We start from the raw sequence: 16,735 nt of genomic DNA, 5'->3' as shown, positions 1-16,735 counted from the left end.
CCCGCCGATACTCTCCTGCTCTATGGCGGTGAGGATATGGCGCGGGCGCGTTACTGGCTGGAGCAGTCGAACGCGCCAGAGACAGAAAAGCGCGTCATGCAGGCGCGTCTGGAGAGCATGATCGCGCTGACAGAAACCGTCGGCTGTCGTACGCAGGCCCTGCTTGCCTGCTTTGGTGAAGCCTTGCCGACTCCCTGCGGGCATTGCGATAATTGCAGGACGCCTGCGGAGACATTTGATGGCACTGAGGCCGCGCAGAAAGTGCTTTCCACGATCTACCGCACCGGCCAGCGCTTTGGCGCCGTTCATCTCACGACGGTTCTCCGTGGCAAGCTGACTGAGGCGATTGAGCGTCACGCCCATCAGCATCTCACCGTGTTCGGTGTCGGCAAGGACCATTCGGAACAGTGGTGGCGCGGTGTGATCCGTCAGCTTATTGCGCGCGGGGCCATCAGGATGAGTGGCGAGCACGGTACATTAGGGCTGGATGTCGACGCGGCTCGCCCGATCCTGCGTGGCGAGGAAAAGCTGCGTCTGCGCAGCGACCCCATGAAGGCGCAAGGCTTCACTGCGCGTAATGCGCCGGCTGCATCGATTGTGGACGCGCTGGACGAGGAGGAACGCGCACGTTTCGAGGCTCTGCGCCGGTGGCGACGCGAGGAAGCTCGTGAGCAGGAAATCCCGCCCTATGTCATCTTTCATGACGCGGTCCTGACCGAAATCGCCCGGGAAAACCCCGACTCTGTCGAAGCCCTCTCAGACATCAAGGGCGTAGGGGCATCGAAGCTCAAGCGCTACGGTGATGCCGTGATAGCCGCGCTGGAGGGCGACTGAAGGCAATCGTGGTACGACCGCCCCATGACGGCTCTGAAGGCGCAGGCCCACAGTCCGGCCCCGGGTGGGAGGGGCATTGAGCGAGGTTGTGTCCCTCACGCGTGCTCCTCTTCGCTCGTCACCCGGCCCGGATTGTTACCTCTAGTCCTTGAGGGTGAAATTCACCGTCGTCGATGTGCCGCCAAGAAACTTGAAGGTCAGCGGAACACTCTCGCCTGTCTTGATCGTGTCGGGGAAGTTGCGGCAGATCAGATGGTAGCCTCCCTCAGGGAAGACCATTGTCATATCGGCAGGAATGGTGAAATGCGAAAACAGGTTGGCAGTGTGACTCGTCACCTCCTGCTCGCTGTGAAATGCTTCAATGGCGGCGCAATCAGGGGAGCTGACGCCTGAAATCAGGTGGGCCTCATGCCCCTTGTTGACGACCGTGAAATAGGCGGCGGCCAGCCCCGGGTAATGCTTGGCTCGGCGTATCCATCCTTCGATGGTGATATCGCGATTGGCGTTCTTCTGTCCGGGGACGTTGGTGTCGTCGGTCTGGGCCTGTGCTCCCGCCGGAAAGAGCAGCGCCCCTGTCACGCAAACTGTCATGAGCAGTGCTGGAATAGCTTGCACTCTTTTCACTGATACGCTCCTTTCTGCGCCCGGCTCGTTTCGCCGGCCCGTGCCATCATCTGCCCATCAGGGGGAAACTCTCATGAACTGCCCGTTCTGCGGCCATGAAGATACGCAGGTCAAGGATAGTCGTTCGACTGACGATGGTGCGGCAATTCGGCGCAGACGTGTCTGTGCTGCCTGCGCCCAGCGTTTTACGACGATCGAGCGCGTGCAGCTGCGCGAGTTGGTCGTGACGAAGATGGACGGTCGGCGGGTGCCTTTCGACCGTGACAAGCTGGCCCGCTCGATCCGTATCGCCCTGCGCAAGCGTCCGGTGGAGGAAGAGCGTCAGGAGCGGATCGTCAACGGCTTGGTGCGCCAGCTCGAGGCTTCCGGTGAAGCAGAAATTTCTTCGGCGCGTATTGGCGAATTGGCAATGGATGCATTGCACAGCATCGACGGTGTCGCTTATGTGCGCTTTGCAAGTGTATATCGCGATTTTCGAGAGGTTGAGGCTTTTTCGAAGCTGCTGACGGATATGCGTCCCGGTGAGGAAGCTGAACTGCCACTCCCGCCGGTCAAGCGCGGAAAAGACAAGGGGTGATGACGATGACTGATGAGACCAAGACCAAAAACCAGCCGAAACGTTCGCGCACCGTAGCCCGTGTGGCCGCCGTTCAGGCGTTGTTCCAGTGCGAACAGGGGGGAGAGAATGCCGAGACGGTCATCAGCCAGTTCCAGCGTCACCGTCTGGCCGATGACCGGGGCAGCGGCTTTGAGGATGGCTATGTGCCTGACGCCGATTTCCGCCTTTTCGGTATGATCGTCAAAGGCGTGACGCTCGCCCAGGATCGTATCGACACAACGTTGGCGGCGGCTCTGCCCGCCAACTGGCCACTCAACCGCCTGGATCCCGTGCTGCGTGCCCTGTTGCGTGCGGGCGCTTGGGAGCTCGGTGAGGATGTCCCGGCGCGCGTTGTCATCAACGAATATCTCGATGTAGCGCACGGTTTCTTTTCAGGAGATGAAGCCCGTCTCGTCAATGGCGTGCTCGATGCGCTGACCCGTCCGGCTGCCCCCGTGCAGGGCAATGCGGAAGGCGATGATGCCGGGCATGACGGATCAGAACCGGTCTGAAATGAGCGGCGGCGAGTTCGACTTCATCGACAGGTTCTTTCGTCCGCTGGCGGGTGAGGGCGCTCTGGCGCTTGGCGATGATGCGGCGCTGATCGATCTGGCTGAGGACCGCGAACTGATACTCTCGACCGATACCCTGGTCGAGGCCGTCCATTTCCTGCCTGACGACCCGGCCGAGACGATCAGCCGCAAATTGCTGCGTGTCAGCTTGTCTGACTGTGCAGCGATGGGCGCAAGGCCGCGCGGCTATCTGATGAATATCAGCCGCCCTGCGGCGTTCGACGATCAGTGGTTTGCCAGTTTCAGCGCGGGGCTCGTGCAGGATCAGGCCATTTTCGATGTCCATCTGCTGGGGGGAGACACGACCAGCACGCGTGGCCCACTGGTCCTAAGTCTGACCATCCTGGGTGAAGTGCCGCGTGGAAAGGCCGTGCGGCGGGGAGGTGCCCGACTCGGCGACGTTCTGTGGGTCACAGGCACCATTGGTGATGCTGCCCTCGGCCTTCAGGCCCTGCTAGGCGAACTGCCAGACCCCGATGGTTATCTGGCGGGGCGCTACCGTATTCCCCAGCCCCGCACGGGCTTTCCTCTGGGTGATTTCGCCCATGCGGGAATGGATATCTCCGATGGCCTTGTTCAGGATGCCGGCCATCTTGCCAGGCAGAGTGGCGTGCATCTGGAAATCGATGCGGCAGCGGTTCCACGCTCTCCACAGGCTCGCGCTGCCGGGGAGGCATGGTTCGAAACCTGTCTGACCGGAGGCGATGACTACGAGCTTCTTTTTGCAGCCGATGAGTCGCAGACACACGCCATCATGAGCGCAGCCAGGCAGGCAGCTGTGCCGGCAACCCGCATAGGGCGCGTGACCCTCGGTTCCGGTGTTGCCGTTCTGGATGGAGAGGGTAAGGAGATGCGCCTGTCACGTACGGGCTGGCAGCATTTCTGAGGCGCGGTAACGCATGGACACCGGTCGCTTCTGGCGTGGACCTGTGATGTGTTCAGACCCCGCTCAGGAGCGGGCGGGGGCGCTCGGGCGGTTGGATACCCCGGTTGAGCCGGGGTACGCGGCAAGAGTGCTTATTGAGCGATATCTTTTTCGTACATGCGATGGACCTTGTTGGGCTCAGGCACGAGGCGGCGCACGAGGTTCAGCATCGGTGTATTGGTGTCGAGGATCCAGCCCAGCTCCACCGTTTTATAGGGCAGCGTCGCACGGCGGCGGATGAGCTCGTCGATAGCGAGTGAAGGCATGAGGGCACCGAGAAGCGTGCCGCGTACCTTGTGAGACACGCCAAGCAGGATCACACGGGCCGAGTCAAAGCGATGGCCCAGCAGCCTCGCACCCAGTCTGGCCCAGCCGAGCGGTGAAGGTGCTCCGTCGATGCCTCGGGCAATATCGAACACATTGGGCACCACCAGCGCCATGGCGGCGGGCTCACCTGCATGATCGATCTGGACATAATGCTCGGGCCGCAACACCAGCTTGAGCTGCTGGATCAGGCCTTCCATCTCGTAAGATTGCAGCGGGACGAAATTATAGGTTCCGGCCCAGGCATCGTTATAGAGCGACCTCAGCACTTCGCCCTGTGCGGCAATCTGCTTTTTGGAGAGATGCGAGACCGTGACATCGCCTAGCTTCCCCTCGCCGGGTTTCAGGGCACCCGGTACGATATGACGCTCGTCCAGATCCTCAGTCAGATCCAGCTTGAAGGTCAGGAGGTCGCGGGTGGGCTCAAAGCCCAGCGCCGCGATAAGGCCGTTGAGTTCCGGGGGATGCCAAGGGGTCCCGATCATTGGCGGCTCATTCTGGCCGGTGATCATGAGACCGGACTCGCCATGATAGCCAAGGGTCACAGGTCCGCGCATACGCACCATGCCCTGATCGCGCAACCAGGTTTCGGCGGTATCGAGCAGCGCCTTGACGACGCCTGTTTCGGACACGGCATCGAGGGCGCCGAACCAGCCTATTTTCTCGTCCCAGGCCTCCAGGGCCTTGCCATCCACTACGGCTGAAATGCGTCCAACAGGCTTGTTGTCGCGCCAGGCGATGAAGCAGCGCACGGAGGCATGACGGTAGATGCCGTTCTTGGCAGGATTGAGCAGATCATTCTGCTCCATATCCAGCGGAGGAACATAGCCGTCGCGCCCCTTGTAGAGTATCCGCGGGAGCCTGATGAAAAGTTTGAGGTCGTTGCGGGAGATAACGGGCCGTACCGTCACCGGGGTGACATTCGGCCTGTCTTGCGCAGGAGATGAGGGAGATGGGAAAGATCGCATATCATGGGAATGCTTAGGCGCTACCGTCGCGCTGTGTCTCTCCGCAGGATGATCTGTATCGGCCTGTGTGGAGCCTGCGTGTCCGGCATCAGCCTGGTCGGCATCAAACTGGCGGAGATCTTCTGCTTCCGACAAGGCTCACTCTCAATCGCGGTCTGTCCGGCTCGCCCCCATGGCGCGACCGGCCTTCCGTTTCATTTACGAAAGCGCGTTGAATGTCACGTCCAGAGCGGTTTGCAAAGCTGAACTTTGCACCAAGACATGTTCTTGTCACAGGAGCATCGGGTGGTTTGGGTAAGGAACTGGCGCTTCATTACGCTGCACCCGGCGTCGTTCTCACATTGTGGGGGCGAAATGCCTCCCGTCTGGAGACCGTCGCCCAAGCGTGCAGGGAGCGCGGCAGCGTTGTCAATTGCCATATCCTGTCGCTCACTGCGATCGATGACGCCCTGCAGCTTCTGCGACAGTGTGACGATCAAAATCCGGTCGATGTGCTTATCCTCAATGCAGGCGTATCAGACATACGCCCTGAAAATGCCCTGACCGAGACAGTTGAAGCGGTGCGTGAGGCAAGTCTCGTCAATTATGCAGTGCCCGCCATTCTTGCGACGGAAGCCGCCTCTAGGATGGCCCCCCGCAGACGGGGACGTATCGCCATGATCGGCTCGGTTGCGGCTCATCATGATCTGCCTTTTGCGTCGGCGTATAGCAGCTCGAAAGCGGGTCTTGCGCGCTTTGCCACGTGCCTGCATGCGGCGATGGCCCCCCATGATGTCGGGGTAACGCTGATCGAACCAGGCTATATCGACACGGCCATGAGCCGCAGGCTGGATGGCGCGAGGCCGTTTCTCGTCACGGCGGAAGATGCAGCTGCAAAGATCGCGACCGCGATCAGCCGGAATACTGCGGTTCTCGTCTTCCCGCACATCTTCCTTCTGCTCAAGCTGATCTCGGCGATCGTGCCGCGTGGTCTGGCGCATCGTCTGCTACGCCTTGCAAAGGTGAAACAGAGCGCTGCGTGAGCGATGTTTGGCGGCAGGGAGCAAAGTGGGGGTGTTGACGCAGGGATGATAGCCTGCGACTGCTTCCTCACGAAATGTTCGAGGATGGGTTCGGGATGGGCCGGGCCCCTGCCGGATCGAACATCGCCCCCGGAAACTGGAGCAAGCAATGCAGGATATTGTCACCGTCGATATTGGAGGCACGAACGCACGATTTGCGATCGCCAAGGTCGATCAGGGGCGTGTGGTCGAGCTGGGTGAAGCCACGACCCTGCGTACGGCAGATCATGCGAGCCTTGCCCTGGCGTGGGAGGCCTTCGGCCGTACTCTCGGTCGTGAATTGCCCCGTTACGCGGGCATCGCCATCGCTTGCCCGATCCAGGGTGAGACGCTCAAGATGACCAATAACCCCTGGATCATCCAGCCCTCCATGCTGGCAGAGCGTCTGCATCTGGAGGACTTCACGCTCGTGAATGATTTCGGGGCGGTCGGTCATGCCGTGGCCCAGATCGACGAGCAGTATCTCGAACATCTCTGTGGCCCCGATCGCCCATTGCCGACCGAGGGCACAACGACCATCGTTGGTCCGGGCACGGGGCTTGGCGCTGCCTGTCTGCTGCGCCGCAAGGGCCAGTATTTTGTGATCGAGACCGAGGGCGGCCATATCGATTTCGCACCGCTCGACGAGTTTGAAGACAAGATCCTGCGTGCGCTGCGCCGCCGCTTCCGCCGTGTTTCGGCCGAGCGCATCGTATCTGGCCCCGGCCTGACCAATCTCTACGAAATCATCGCCGAGATGCAGGGTCTGCCCATCACCATGCGCGACAACAAGGCGCTTTGGGAGATGGCCATGGAGGGCCGTGATTCGATGGCGGCCGCCGCTCTCGAGCGCTTCTTCCTCTCTCTTGGTGCCGTGGCGGGTGATCTGGCCCTGGCCCATCGCGCCCAGGGTGTTGTCATTGCTGGCGGCCTTGGCCTGCGCGTGGCTGACCGTCTGCCCCATTCCGGCTTTGCCGAGCGCTTTGTTGCGAAGGGACGCTTCGAGAGCATGATGGGCGATATGCCGGTCAAGATCATCACTCACCCTCAGCCCGGCCTGTTTGGCGCCGCCGCTGCCTTCGCCTCGGACCATCCGACGCTCTGAGGTTGAGGGGTGCGCCCTGTGGTTCGGGGCGCACCATCGCTTTTCTCTTACAAGAAATAGCCGATTTCATTGGCTTCGATGCTTATCACCCGGAACTACTTCCGCTTGCTGCTTGCTGGCCAGGGTCATACGAACCGATAACCCGGATGTCGCACCCTCCGAGCGCAGATATGAGTGTTCGGTTCAAGTCTGGCAGTATTCGCTGGTTTGAACGCACTTGCGAAAAGTGATCGTGACTTCCGGGAAAGCGCTGTCACCCTATGTCAAGAAATTGTGCATTGCGTGCGTGACGAGATAGCGTAGTGCTGTCTTGATTACATTTGTGTAATATTGAACCGCGCCGCCGCCTTGCCACGGACACCAGACATGATGAAGCCGAATTCCATCGCAGGTACCCCAGGTACGGGTCAACACGGGCGAGACGGTGACGAGCCGAGCCATGAGCACGCCAGGCGTGTTCCGCTCTGGCGGCATACCTATATGCAGGTTCTCGTTGCGATTATCGTCGGTTCGCTGATCGGTCATTTTGCTCCCCAGACAGGGCAGGCCCTACAACCTCTGGGAGACGGGTTCATCCGTCTCGTCAAGATGATCATCCCTCCTGTCATCTTTCTGACTATCGTGACGGGTATTGCGGGGATGCGTGACCTGAGGGCGGTGGCGCGCGTGGCAGCGAAGACTTTCGCCTACTTCCTGTTCTTCTCCACGCTCGCCCTCGTAGTCGGACTGGTAACAGCCAATGTCATTCGTCCGGGGGCTGGGCTCCATGCCACGATTGATACGTCATCTGCCGGAACGGCCAGCGTGGCGCGCTATATTGGCAAGGCTCACGAGAGCAGCCTTGTCGATTTTGTGCTCAACATCATTCCGGACACCTTCGTTTCGGCCCTGACGACAGGAAACATCCTGCAGGCGCTTTTCGTTGCCATTCTGACTGGTATCGGCCTTGCCCTGATGGGTGAGCGCGGCGCGCGCATGTTCGATGTGCTTGACGAAATTTCGGCCGTGGCATTCCGGATCGTCGGTATCCTGATGAAAGCCGCGCCGATCGGTGCGTTTGGCGCCATTGCATATACGGTGGGCAAATACGGCGCATCGAGCCTGGCAGATCTCGCCACGCTTGTTCTGACATTCTACCTGACGGCAATCGTCTTTATTGTTGTGGTTCTGGGTGTCGTGGCCCGTCTCGCCGGGTTCTCGATCCTGCGGCTGATTGCCTATCTGCGTGCAGAACTTCTGCTCGTGCTGGGCACATCATCCTCCGAAAGCGCCTTGCCGAGCCTCATGGCCAAGATGGAGCGGGCAGGGTGCCCCAAGGCCATTGTCGGTCTTGTGGTGCCAATGGGGTACTCGTTCAATCTCGATGGCACGAACATCTACATGACGCTGGCGGCGCTTTTCATCGCGCAGGCCTATGACATCCATCTGGGTCTCGGCCAGCAGGTTCTGCTGCTTGGCATGGCCATGCTCTCGTCCAAGGGGGCGGCAGGGGTCACGGGTGCGGGGTTCATCACGCTCGCAGCAACGCTCTCGATCGTGCCTTCCATTCCCGTGGCCGGGATCGGGTTGATTCTCGGTGTCGACCGTTTCATGAGCGAGTGCCGCAGCCTCACCAACTTCATCGGGAACGCTGTTGCGACAGTTGTCGTGGCGCGATGGGAGGGCGTGGTGGACGATGCCAAACTGGCGGAGGCGCTCAAACCCGGCGGAGGGTCGGCGAATGCTTCCCCCGCGCTGACCGACTGACCGGAACTGTCCTCGTGATGCTAGGCATTAGCTTTAACAGACGCTGTCCGTCGGCCCTGCTTTGTCTCTCGTCGGCGCTTTGCGCGCAGCCTGTCTTGGCGCAGTCTCAGCCGCAGGGGCCCATGATAGCCCGCGTGAGGGTATTGCATCCTGATAGCGCCAATGCGGGCAGTTCGGGGCCCGATTTGCCCGTAAGTCCGCAGGTAAAGGCGCCGGCTGGCGCACAGGTTGCGAAGCGGATTCAGACATCCTCGCCGAACGCTTCCGTGCAGGCGCCCTCTGTCGGTTATAACCCGGCACCTGACCCTTTCCAGACCCGGGCACCGGCCGAGCCTGCTGTGACCACCTATCCTGCTCCCGCAGCGGGCGATGGGCTGACGACCTCGGGCTACAACCTGTCGCGCTGGGCTGAGGACTGGAGCCGGATGCGCTATGCGAAAAACCGGCGTGACTGGCTGGACCGTCTGAAATTCCTGCCCCTTAACCCTGCCCAGACAATCTACCTGACCCTGTCGGGGGAAATGCGCCTTCGGCTCAACCAGACCAGCAACCCCAATCTGAAGAAGGGGCCTCTGCAGAGACAGGATATCATGCGCCTCGTGGGGGGCGCTGATCTGCATGTCACGCGTTATTTCCGTGCGTTCGGCGAACTGGCGCATGGCGGGATATCTGGGCCCAATATCGGCGTGCCTGCTGCCAGTATGCGCAACAAGCTCCTGCTTCAGCAGTATTTCGCCGAGGCGAATGTGCCGCTGTCCCGTGTTCACCTCGGTGCACGCTATGGTCGGCAGGAGTTTACCGATGGTGCCAATTTGATGACCTCGCAGCGCGATAACAACACACTGCGTTTCGTGCTCAATGGTACGCGGTTCTGGGTGCGTGGCAAGATCATACGCGGCGACTTTTTCGATTTCCGCTACACAAGCCTCGGTCGGGGCGGTGCGCGAGACGATGTAATCGATCGCGGCATACGCTTCTCAGGGGGGACTGGAGGGCTCGTTATCCCCCATGATTTCCTGGGAAAATCAAAGCTCTATCTCGATCCGTTTGTCTGGCGTCTGCGCAACCGGCGCGCTGTATGGGGCGGCGCCGCCGCACGTGAGGACCGGATGTATTACGGTATGAGGCTCTGGGGAGATGTCCAGCGTCTGACCATCGACTGGGTGGGGAATTATCAGGGTGGCCATTACGATGGCCGTACAATTGCTGCCTGGCAGTTCTTTCTGGCGCAGACATGGCGTCTAGGGGCGAAGCCTACCGCGCCAAGGATCGGATTCCATGTCGATTACGCGAGCGGCGGTGGTGCCTATGGCAAAGGCACATTGCGCAGTGCGCTCGCACCTTTTGGCAACAACATCTATTACAGCTACCAGCTCTTCCTGACGCCCACCAATCTGGTGGCGCTGGCGCCGAACGTCACGGTCTCACCCATAGAGAGCCTGCGTCTCACGCTTGAGCACCAGTTTGCCTGGAAAGCGAGCCTGAACGATGCCGTCTATCGGGCCAATGGCTCGGCCTTCTCGGGAACGCAGAACACGAGGGCCTATCGCGTGGCCCAATCCACCCGTGCTCAGGCCGTCTGGACATGGACACCCCGTTTGAGCTTCACGGGGCGTTATGAGCATCTTCAGGCAGGGCCAGCCCTGACAAGGGCTGGTTATACCAGCTCGGATTTCGTGGCTGGCTGGGCGAATTACCGCTTCTGAAAGTAAGGCGACTGCCGAACGAGTCTCTCGAAGCGCGCCGGGGAGCGATCCTCCCCCGGCGCTGCATTGTGTTCAGTGCAGGCCGAGGCGGGCCTGATAGGTCACGGGAAAGAGCGAGAGCGCCCGCAGCCACGGTGTCGTGTCGGCGTCATCGGCGAGTTGTACATTGTCCACGCCGCAACTGCGCAGGAACTGGGCCTGATCAGGAATCAGATGACCCTCTGCACGGATCTCGCCTGCAAAACCGAAATACTCGCGCAGGGCGCGCGCCTGCGTGAAACCGCGTCCGTCCCTGAAAATGGGAAAAGCGATGACGATCAGATCGAGATGGTCAATGGCGGTCCCAAGCGTTTCGACGTCGAATTCCGGTGAGAGTCGGATGGCCCGCGTGGCTTCGGTCATCTCCGCCACCGGGATGATATCGAGCGTCTTGGGGGCCGGATGGCGCGCAGGAGCCAGTTCAAACAGTTTCATAAGCCGCTTCCTTGAAGGGGGCGTCACCAAGACGGGTCAATGTGTCGAGGAACTGCTCGCCTTTCTCCCGAACGCTAAGATAGCGATCGACGATACGTGCGATGGCATCCACCATGTCATCTTCCGGCAGGGCCGCACCAAGAATGTCGCCCGTGCGCGACTTGTCGTCATCGCGCCCGCCAAGGGTGATCTGGAAGAATTCCTCACCGCGTTTATCCACCCCAAGCAGGCCGATATGCCCGACATGGTGATGGCCGCAGGCATTGATACAGCCCGAAATGTTGATGCGCAGCTTGCCGATTTCTTCCTGCAGGCCGTTATCAGCGAAACGGGCGCTTAGCTTTTGTGCGATCGGTATCGAGCGCGCATTGGCCAGTGCGCAGTAATCGAGGCCGGGGCAGGCCACGATATCGCCGATCAGTTCGTTATTGGCATCGCCCAGCCCGATCTCGCAGAGTGCCTGCCACAGGGAGAGCAGACGATCCTGCGCCACATGGGCCAGCACGACATTCTGCAGATGGGTAATGCGGAGTTCACCGAAAGAGAACTGATCCGAGAGGTCAGCCAGACGGTCCATCTGGTCCGAGGTTGCGTCGCCCGGAATACCGCCAGCCGGCTTGATGGAAACTGTCACGGCAATCCGCCCGGGGGCGAAATGGGGCATGGTATTGCTGCGCACCCAGCGATCAAAATCCGGGTGATTGGCACGATCCTGCCTGAGTGTTTCCTCTCCACCTGGCGCGACCGTCAGATCGGGGGCTGCGAAGCGCGCCCGTATGGCCGCCACAATTTCCGGGGCAAGGCGATAATGGATGGGGTCCATGCGGGCCAGTTCCTGCCTGACGGCATCGCGATAGCCATCCACACCCAGCGCCTGCACGAGTATCTTGATACGGGCCTTGTAGATGTTATCACGCCGGCCATAGGCGTTATAGACGCGCAAAATGGCTTCGAGGGTCATCAACAGATCCGCTTCGGGCACGGCATCGAATAGCTCATGACCAACCAGCGGGGTACGTCCCAGACCACCACCGACGAAGATGCGAAAGAGGGGGCCATTCTCGCCGGGGCGTGCCAGTATGCCGATATCGTGAAAACGCGCCGCAACCCGGTCCTGCGGACTTCCGGAAATCGCGATCTTGAACTTGCGCGGAAGGAACGTGAATTCGGGATGCAGTGTGGACCACTGGCGCAGGATCTCTGCATGGACGCGTGGATCCATCAGTTCGTCGGCGGCAGCGCCGGCGAACTGGTCGCAGGTGACGTTGCGTATGCAGTTGCCGCTGGTCTGGATGGCATGCATGTCGACATCGGCAAGCTGACGCAGGATCTCCGGCGTGTTCTCCAGCTTGATCCAGTTGAACTGGATGTTCTGTCGCGTGGTGAAGTGGCCATAATCGCGGTCGTAATGGCGGCCGATATGGGCCAGCTTGCGCATCTGGCGGGAATCCAGCACGCCATAGGGGATGGCGACACGCAGCATATAGGCATGAAGCTGAAGATAGAGCCCGTTCATGAGACGAAGCGGCTTGAACTCATCCTCGCTCAGCTCACCGCTCAGGCGTCGTTGCACCTGCCCTTCGAATTCCGCGATGCGGGAGGCGAGAAACTCACGATCAGCCGTTTGATACTGGTAGAGACCGACAGGGGCGTTCATGCGTCCAACTCCGTGGCAAACTGGGGGTGAACCGTGGGGCCGAAGGCCCGGATACGCTCGCGCACGCTCACCGGCTCAGCGACCTTCGCCGGGCGCACAACAACTTCGTAAATACCGACGACACCATCTTTCTGTGCCGATTGTATGGCGTTTTCGAGCGCCGATTCGTAGTTCTCGGGGGCAAGAATGGCGGCATGAGCGATAGAACGCTGCCAGGCGCCGCTGGCATCACGCCATACGATGTGGCCATCCAGCAATCTGTTGGCTGTCAGCACCAGAGCTTCTCCGGCGCCTATGCGTATCGCCCGTTTCATCCACCATTCCGCCTTGCTTGAACTGAGACTGGCGTGGTTTATAAACTATCCACGCTGATCGTGTAATTATATCTCAGAGAACCACTTCGGGGGCAAGGCATCAAACCGTGACCCGGCCGTGGAAATCTGCTCTGCCCCCTTGCAGCCACGTGGAATTGCCGCATACGGGTTCATACAAACATTCCAGGAGCCAGAACGATGCCGGATCGTGCCCCTCTGTCCAAAGAAATCTTCCGCGATGCGATGGCGCGACTGGCCAGTGCCGTGACCATTATCACCACGGATGGCGAGAATGGCCGTCACGGCTTTACGGCCTCTGCGGTATGCAGCGTGTCCGATGACCCGGCGACGCTGCTCGTATGCGTCAATCGATCGGCGTCGACTCACGCGCATCTGGTGCGTCACAACATGCTGGCCATCAATATCCTGGCGCACGAGCAGGAAGCGCTCTCAACCCTGTTCGGTAGCTCGCGCTATGACATGGAGACCCGCTTCGCCAGTGGCGCGTGGCGCAAAGGCGAGCTCGGCATGCCGCTTCTCGAAGGGGCGTTGGTGACACTGGAATGTCGCATCAGCCTGACACAGGAAATCGGTACGCATAGCGTTTTCTTCGTCGAGCCCCTCGGCGCCGAATTTGCACGCGAAGAGGTCTCGGGTCTTGTCTGGTTCGATCGCGCCTATCGCAAGGCCTGATCAAGACCCTTCAGTTCGTCTGTGGGCCCTAGACTGGCCCACTGAACGACTTGGTGGTCAGATATGATCGAGGAACGTCTCGGTTGTTCCGATCTGGCCTGCGCGCTGGATTAGAACTCGGCCAGTCGTCAGGGCGCGTCGCCTGGCCTCGACCTGGCTCTGACGGTCCGGCGCTGAGTCATAATCATCGATCTGGGCGAAGCCTATGGTGCGCCGGATCATCTCGAGACCGGCAAACCCGGCCGCATCGTGCATGACCTGCTGGAAGAACCGCGCATATTCCGCACTTGCAGGCTGGTTACCTGTCAATGCGCCAAGATCGCCTTTCGCTCCCGGTGCCTTCCATGCCTCCAGATAGGCGCGTTTGAATCCTGACCATAGCAGGGTGATCTCGTCGCGCATCCACTCATCATGTTCGGGTTGCGCGTAGGCATTCATCACCAGATTCGCGATGAACATCCCGATATCAAAGCCAATCGGGCCATAGAGTGAAAACTCGCCATCGATCACACGGACATCGTCGCCGTTGATCATGACGGACCCGGTATGCAGATCACCATGAAGCAAGGCCTGCCCCGTCGAGAGGAAGCGCTCCTGCAGGCGTTCGACCGCTGCATGCAGGCTGGCGTCGCTTTGAATCGAGGCGACAGCGTCGTCGAGCTCCGGGCTAAGCCAGCGATTGCGTGCGCAGTCATTCTGGTAGGGGTCTGTCAGCACCAGATCGACCGTGATGCGCGTCAGGGCCAGATTGCGGGAGAACACATCACGCAGGGCATGCACGTCCTCGAAGGGCAGGGCGCGCCATGACGTAGCAAAGCCGGTGCGGCCGACAAATTCGCCAATACGTGCGGCGAAACCGGCCGGTGCCGTACCGGCAATCAGGGCGGTACGCAGGACGTGATGCGTCTCGAGGTTTTCCATCAGGATCAGGAACAACCCTTCATCGAGATGATAGAGCGCCGGTATCTGATGACCCACCGCACCCGTGACGCTCTGCATCCAGCGCGCCTCGAACAGATTTCGTTCAAGTGGCATGGCCCAGGCAGGATCGACGCGCACATAGGGCAGGGACTGCTTGCAGCACATGCTGCCAGCCGGCCCTGATACAATGAATACCGTGTTGAGATTACCGTCACTGACCTCGCGGGCAGTCCAGCTTACGGCCTCACCACCAAGGCGGGCGGCAAGGGCAGGGTGTGTCGCGAGATAATCGATAAGGCTTGACGCTGTGAGGGGGCGATAGGTGCTCATTGGGCAAGGCGCTCCAGCATGGCGCGGGTTGTCGGCAATACCTGCGGGCTGATCAGATCAATGCGATCCAGGGAATGACATTCAAGCTGGTCGTATTCGTCATTGGCCTTTTTCTGCCAGGCATCGCGAATGGCCTCGAAGGGGAGGTCGGTATCGATGCGAAAGCCGAGATCGACGATATGGGTGGTGTCATGTTCGCAGGCTAGTAACGGACCGGTCAGAGTGACCGCGTCGGTCAGGCCGATTTCCTCCCCAAGTTCGGCGAGGAGCTGGGCGCGAAGGTCGATCGGATCCTTATCGCTGCGGGCCTCGACGCTGCCGGCGGGCACACCTTGCCAGAAACCGGGCAGATAGAGCGAGTTCGGGTTACGTCGACCCAGAACGATGCCGTCGCGGCAGACAAGGAGCCCGGTAACGGCCAGCGATCTCAGCTGGAGCCGGTCGGCCAGCTCGGGCGCGCGCATCTGGGCCAGAACCCAGCGATATTCGCACCAGAACCCGTCCAACCGGTCGTGTTGCAGCTGAGAGAGGCAGAATACGCGGCCATTGTAGAGCCTGGGGTGTTTCTTCAACGCCTCTTGCCACACTGTGTCGATGCCCATCTCAAGCGCGGGATCGACCAGAGGCTGGGCCTCGTGGCAGGTTACCTGAATGTCCGGTAAGAGCGCGGTGACGCTCCACGGAGCGTCTACCGGGTGTCTGGCGCTGGTCATGAGGGTGTTCCGTGTTCTTCGAGCAGATTTTCGAGGGCTTCGAGCAACGGTTCGTCCAGAGGGGCTGCGCAGGACGCTATGTTGGCTTCGAGTTGCGCCGTTGATGTGGCGCCTGCAATCACGCTGCCAATCTGTGGCTTGTGCAGCAGCCAGCCGAAAGCGAGATCCGCCATGGGACGTTCGTAACGTGCTGCTAGCTCTGCCAGTGCCTCGATAAGGGACCATGTGGCAGGATCACGATAGCGCTCCTGGAGATAGGTCCAGGCCGCCAGACGTGATCCTTCGGGTGGCGGTGCGTCCCGGTGATATTTTCCGGTCAGCATGCCTGAGGCCAGGGGAAAGTAGGGGAGCAGGCCCAGCGCGAAATGCGTCAGGGCAGGGAGAAGCTCTTTTCCGGCCGATCTGGTCAGAAGCGACAGCTCGTCCTGACAGCTGATGATACCGGCCAGATTATCCCGCCTTGCGATATGACAGGCATCGGCTACCTGCCACGCCGGTAGGTTGGAAACGCCAGCATAGCGGATCTTGCCCGCCGTCACGAGGCCGTCGAGTGTGTGAAGCGTCTCTTCAAGCGGGGTGCGTGGATCAGGACAATGAAGTTGGTAAAGATCGATCCAGTCGGTCCCAAGGCGTTTCAGGCTGGCTTCAACGGCCTCAAGAATATAGCGCCGCGATGCCCCGGAGTGCCGGGCGGACGGATCATCGCCCGCGCACATTTTCATGCCGAATTTTGTGGCGATAATGGCTTGGGAACGCTTGCCGGTCAGGGCCTTGCCCAGAGCCTCCTCGGATGCGCCTGCATAGGCATCGCGGCGGCCATAGACATCGGCCACATCAAACAGCGTCACACCCTGATCGAGCGCCGCCTGAACCAGCGTGCTTGACTGTTTCTGGTCTATGCGTCCGCCAAGGTTGTTACAACCAAGGCCAAGGATGGAAACCACGAGGCCCGATCGGCCGAGACTGCGATAGCGCATACGAGACTCCTGCGGCATGATCCGGCGGCAGCATAAGCCAGTTGAAAGCCGTGGTCACGGCAAGGGTGGCAATGGCCTCACGCATCACGGCGAGGACACGTTCTGGCTCTTTGCCACCGCACACTTTCGCTCCGTATGAGGGTACCCCCGCCGACCCGGCCCGACCTGTCGCGCGTTTTCCCGGTGGTCTGACGACGGGGGAAACGAGCCATTT

At 60.5% G+C, this 16,735-nt stretch carries 17 protein-coding genes; 9 read left to right on the top strand and 8 right to left on the bottom strand.

Annotation, left to right across the window (positions count from 1 at the left end):
- Nucleotides 1–834 (top strand): RQC domain-containing protein (locus tag P792_RS38130; protein WP_023977362.1); only part of this gene is annotated, 834 nt, incomplete at its 5' end.
- A gap of 141 nt (nt 835–975) precedes the next feature.
- Here P792_RS38130 and P792_RS21750 read toward each other — a convergent pair.
- Nucleotides 976–1,458 (bottom strand): copper chaperone PCu(A)C, encoded by a 483-nt coding sequence (locus tag P792_RS21750; RefSeq protein WP_152530107.1) that lies wholly within the window; start codon nt 1,456–1,458, stop codon nt 976–978.
- Nucleotides 1,459–1,531: 73 nt separating this feature from the next.
- Here P792_RS21750 and nrdR point away from each other — a divergent pair, with 73 nt between their 5' ends.
- Genes nrdR through thiL form a run of 3 tightly spaced genes read left to right on the top strand, consistent with a single transcriptional unit; the run spans nt 1,532 to nt 3,514 of the window.
- Nucleotides 1,532–2,035, top strand: coding sequence for a transcriptional regulator NrdR (gene nrdR / locus P792_RS21745; RefSeq protein WP_023977360.1), 504 nt, complete (start codon nt 1,532–1,534; stop codon nt 2,033–2,035).
- Nucleotides 2,035–2,568 carry a transcription antitermination factor NusB gene (gene nusB / locus P792_RS21740; RefSeq protein WP_023977359.1) on the top strand — a complete coding sequence of 178 codons (534 nt, stop codon included), beginning with the start codon at nt 2,035–2,037 and terminating at the stop codon, nt 2,566–2,568. Before nrdR ends, nusB begins: the two co-directional genes overlap by 1 nt.
- Complete coding sequence (gene thiL / locus P792_RS21735; protein ID WP_023977358.1) at nt 2,546–3,514, top strand: thiamine-phosphate kinase; 969 nt, start codon at nt 2,546–2,548, stop codon at nt 3,512–3,514. Before nusB ends, thiL begins: the two co-directional genes overlap by 23 nt.
- A 131-nt stretch (nt 3,515–3,645) precedes the next feature.
- Here the strand turns inward: thiL and P792_RS21730 are convergent, their stop codons facing one another.
- Entirely contained in the window at nt 3,646–4,845 is a 1,200-nt protein-coding gene (locus P792_RS21730) for a GNAT family N-acetyltransferase (protein ID WP_051395782.1), read from the bottom strand.
- Nucleotides 4,846–5,060: 215 nt separating this feature from the next.
- Between P792_RS21730 and P792_RS21725 the strand changes: the two genes are divergently transcribed.
- The 4 genes from P792_RS21725 to P792_RS21710 all read left to right on the top strand — a co-directional run bounded on the left by P792_RS21725 (nt 5,061) and on the right by P792_RS21710 (nt 10,442).
- Nucleotides 5,061–5,867, top strand: coding sequence for an SDR family oxidoreductase (locus P792_RS21725; RefSeq protein WP_023977356.1), 807 nt, complete (start codon nt 5,061–5,063; stop codon nt 5,865–5,867).
- 148 nt (nt 5,868–6,015) lie between these two features.
- Nucleotides 6,016–6,990: a glucokinase gene (glk, locus tag P792_RS21720; RefSeq protein ID WP_023977355.1), complete on the top strand. Its 975-nt coding sequence runs from the start codon at nt 6,016–6,018 to the stop codon at nt 6,988–6,990.
- A 366-nt stretch (nt 6,991–7,356) separates the two neighbouring features.
- The gene (gene dctA / locus P792_RS21715) at nt 7,357–8,736 is read left to right on the top strand and encodes a C4-dicarboxylate transporter DctA (RefSeq protein WP_023977354.1); all 1,380 of its coding nucleotides are present in this window, start codon (nt 7,357–7,359) and stop codon (nt 8,734–8,736) included.
- A gap of 134 nt (nt 8,737–8,870) precedes the next feature.
- Complete coding sequence (locus P792_RS21710) at nt 8,871–10,442, top strand: alginate export family protein (RefSeq protein WP_200863444.1); 1,572 nt, start codon at nt 8,871–8,873, stop codon at nt 10,440–10,442.
- A 72-nt stretch (nt 10,443–10,514) separates the two neighbouring features.
- On the opposite strand, the gene P792_RS21705 is transcribed toward P792_RS21710, so the two are convergent.
- The 3 genes from P792_RS21705 to P792_RS21695 are packed head-to-tail and all read right to left on the bottom strand — an operon-like array spanning nt 10,515 to nt 12,887.
- Nucleotides 10,515–10,916: a DUF934 domain-containing protein gene (locus P792_RS21705; RefSeq protein WP_023977352.1), complete on the bottom strand. Its 402-nt coding sequence runs from the start codon at nt 10,914–10,916 to the stop codon at nt 10,515–10,517.
- A complete protein-coding gene (locus P792_RS21700; protein ID WP_023977351.1) occupies nt 10,903–12,573 on the bottom strand; it encodes a nitrite/sulfite reductase in 1,671 nt (556 codons plus the stop codon). Before P792_RS21700 ends, P792_RS21705 begins: the two co-directional genes overlap by 14 nt.
- Nucleotides 12,570–12,887, bottom strand: a complete 318-nt coding sequence (locus P792_RS21695) for a DUF2849 domain-containing protein (RefSeq protein WP_023977350.1) — start codon at nt 12,885–12,887, stop codon at nt 12,570–12,572. Before P792_RS21695 ends, P792_RS21700 begins: the two co-directional genes overlap by 4 nt.
- A gap of 198 nt (nt 12,888–13,085) precedes the next feature.
- On the opposite strand from P792_RS21695, the gene P792_RS21690 reads away from it, so the two are divergent.
- A complete protein-coding gene (locus tag P792_RS21690; protein ID WP_023977349.1) occupies nt 13,086–13,580 on the top strand; it encodes a flavin reductase family protein in 495 nt (164 codons plus the stop codon).
- Between the two features lie 57 nt (nt 13,581–13,637).
- On the opposite strand, the gene mtnK is transcribed toward P792_RS21690, so the two are convergent.
- Genes mtnK through P792_RS21675 form a run of 3 tightly spaced genes read right to left on the bottom strand, consistent with a single transcriptional unit; the run spans nt 13,638 to nt 16,521 of the window.
- The gene (gene mtnK, locus P792_RS21685; protein ID WP_023977348.1) at nt 13,638–14,831 is read right to left on the bottom strand and encodes an S-methyl-5-thioribose kinase; all 1,194 of its coding nucleotides are present in this window, start codon (nt 14,829–14,831) and stop codon (nt 13,638–13,640) included.
- Nucleotides 14,828–15,544 (bottom strand): hypothetical protein, encoded by a 717-nt coding sequence (locus P792_RS21680; protein WP_031239889.1) that lies wholly within the window; start codon nt 15,542–15,544, stop codon nt 14,828–14,830. Before P792_RS21680 ends, mtnK begins: the two co-directional genes overlap by 4 nt.
- Nucleotides 15,541–16,521: an aldo/keto reductase gene (locus P792_RS21675; protein WP_023977346.1), complete on the bottom strand. Its 981-nt coding sequence runs from the start codon at nt 16,519–16,521 to the stop codon at nt 15,541–15,543. Before P792_RS21675 ends, P792_RS21680 begins: the two co-directional genes overlap by 4 nt.
- Between the last annotated feature and the right edge of the window lie 214 nt (nt 16,522–16,735).

Source organism: Asaia sp. SF2.1, assembly GCF_000505765.1.
Taxonomy (GTDB): domain Bacteria; phylum Pseudomonadota; class Alphaproteobacteria; order Acetobacterales; family Acetobacteraceae; genus Asaia; species Asaia bogorensis.
This window is presented reverse-complemented; position numbering and strand designations above follow the sequence as displayed.

Coding starts and splice junctions, on each gene's coding strand:
- nrdR (WP_023977360.1), top strand. CDS start 1,532: ATGAACTGCCCGTTCTGCGGCCATGAAGATACGCAGGTCAAGGATAGT.
- nusB (WP_023977359.1), top strand. CDS start 2,035: ATGACGATGACTGATGAGACCAAGACCAAAAACCAGCCGAAACGTTCG.
- thiL (WP_023977358.1), top strand. CDS start 2,546: ATGACGGATCAGAACCGGTCTGAAATGAGCGGCGGCGAGTTCGACTTC.
- P792_RS21730 (WP_051395782.1), bottom strand. CDS start 4,845: ATGCGATCTTTCCCATCTCCCTCATCTCCTGCGCAAGACAGGCCGAAT.
- P792_RS21725 (WP_023977356.1), top strand. CDS start 5,061: ATGTCACGTCCAGAGCGGTTTGCAAAGCTGAACTTTGCACCAAGACAT.
- glk (WP_023977355.1), top strand. CDS start 6,016: ATGCAGGATATTGTCACCGTCGATATTGGAGGCACGAACGCACGATTT.
- dctA (WP_023977354.1), top strand. CDS start 7,357: ATGATGAAGCCGAATTCCATCGCAGGTACCCCAGGTACGGGTCAACAC.
- P792_RS21705 (WP_023977352.1), bottom strand. CDS start 10,916: ATGAAACTGTTTGAACTGGCTCCTGCGCGCCATCCGGCCCCCAAGACG.
- P792_RS21700 (WP_023977351.1), bottom strand. CDS start 12,573: ATGAACGCCCCTGTCGGTCTCTACCAGTATCAAACGGCTGATCGTGAG.
- P792_RS21695 (WP_023977350.1), bottom strand. CDS start 12,887: ATGAAACGGGCGATACGCATAGGCGCCGGAGAAGCTCTGGTGCTGACA.
- P792_RS21690 (WP_023977349.1), top strand. CDS start 13,086: ATGCCGGATCGTGCCCCTCTGTCCAAAGAAATCTTCCGCGATGCGATG.
- mtnK (WP_023977348.1), bottom strand. CDS start 14,831: ATGAGCACCTATCGCCCCCTCACAGCGTCAAGCCTTATCGATTATCTC.
- P792_RS21680 (WP_031239889.1), bottom strand. CDS start 15,544: ATGACCAGCGCCAGACACCCGGTAGACGCTCCGTGGAGCGTCACCGCG.
- P792_RS21675 (WP_023977346.1), bottom strand. CDS start 16,521: ATGCGCTATCGCAGTCTCGGCCGATCGGGCCTCGTGGTTTCCATCCTT.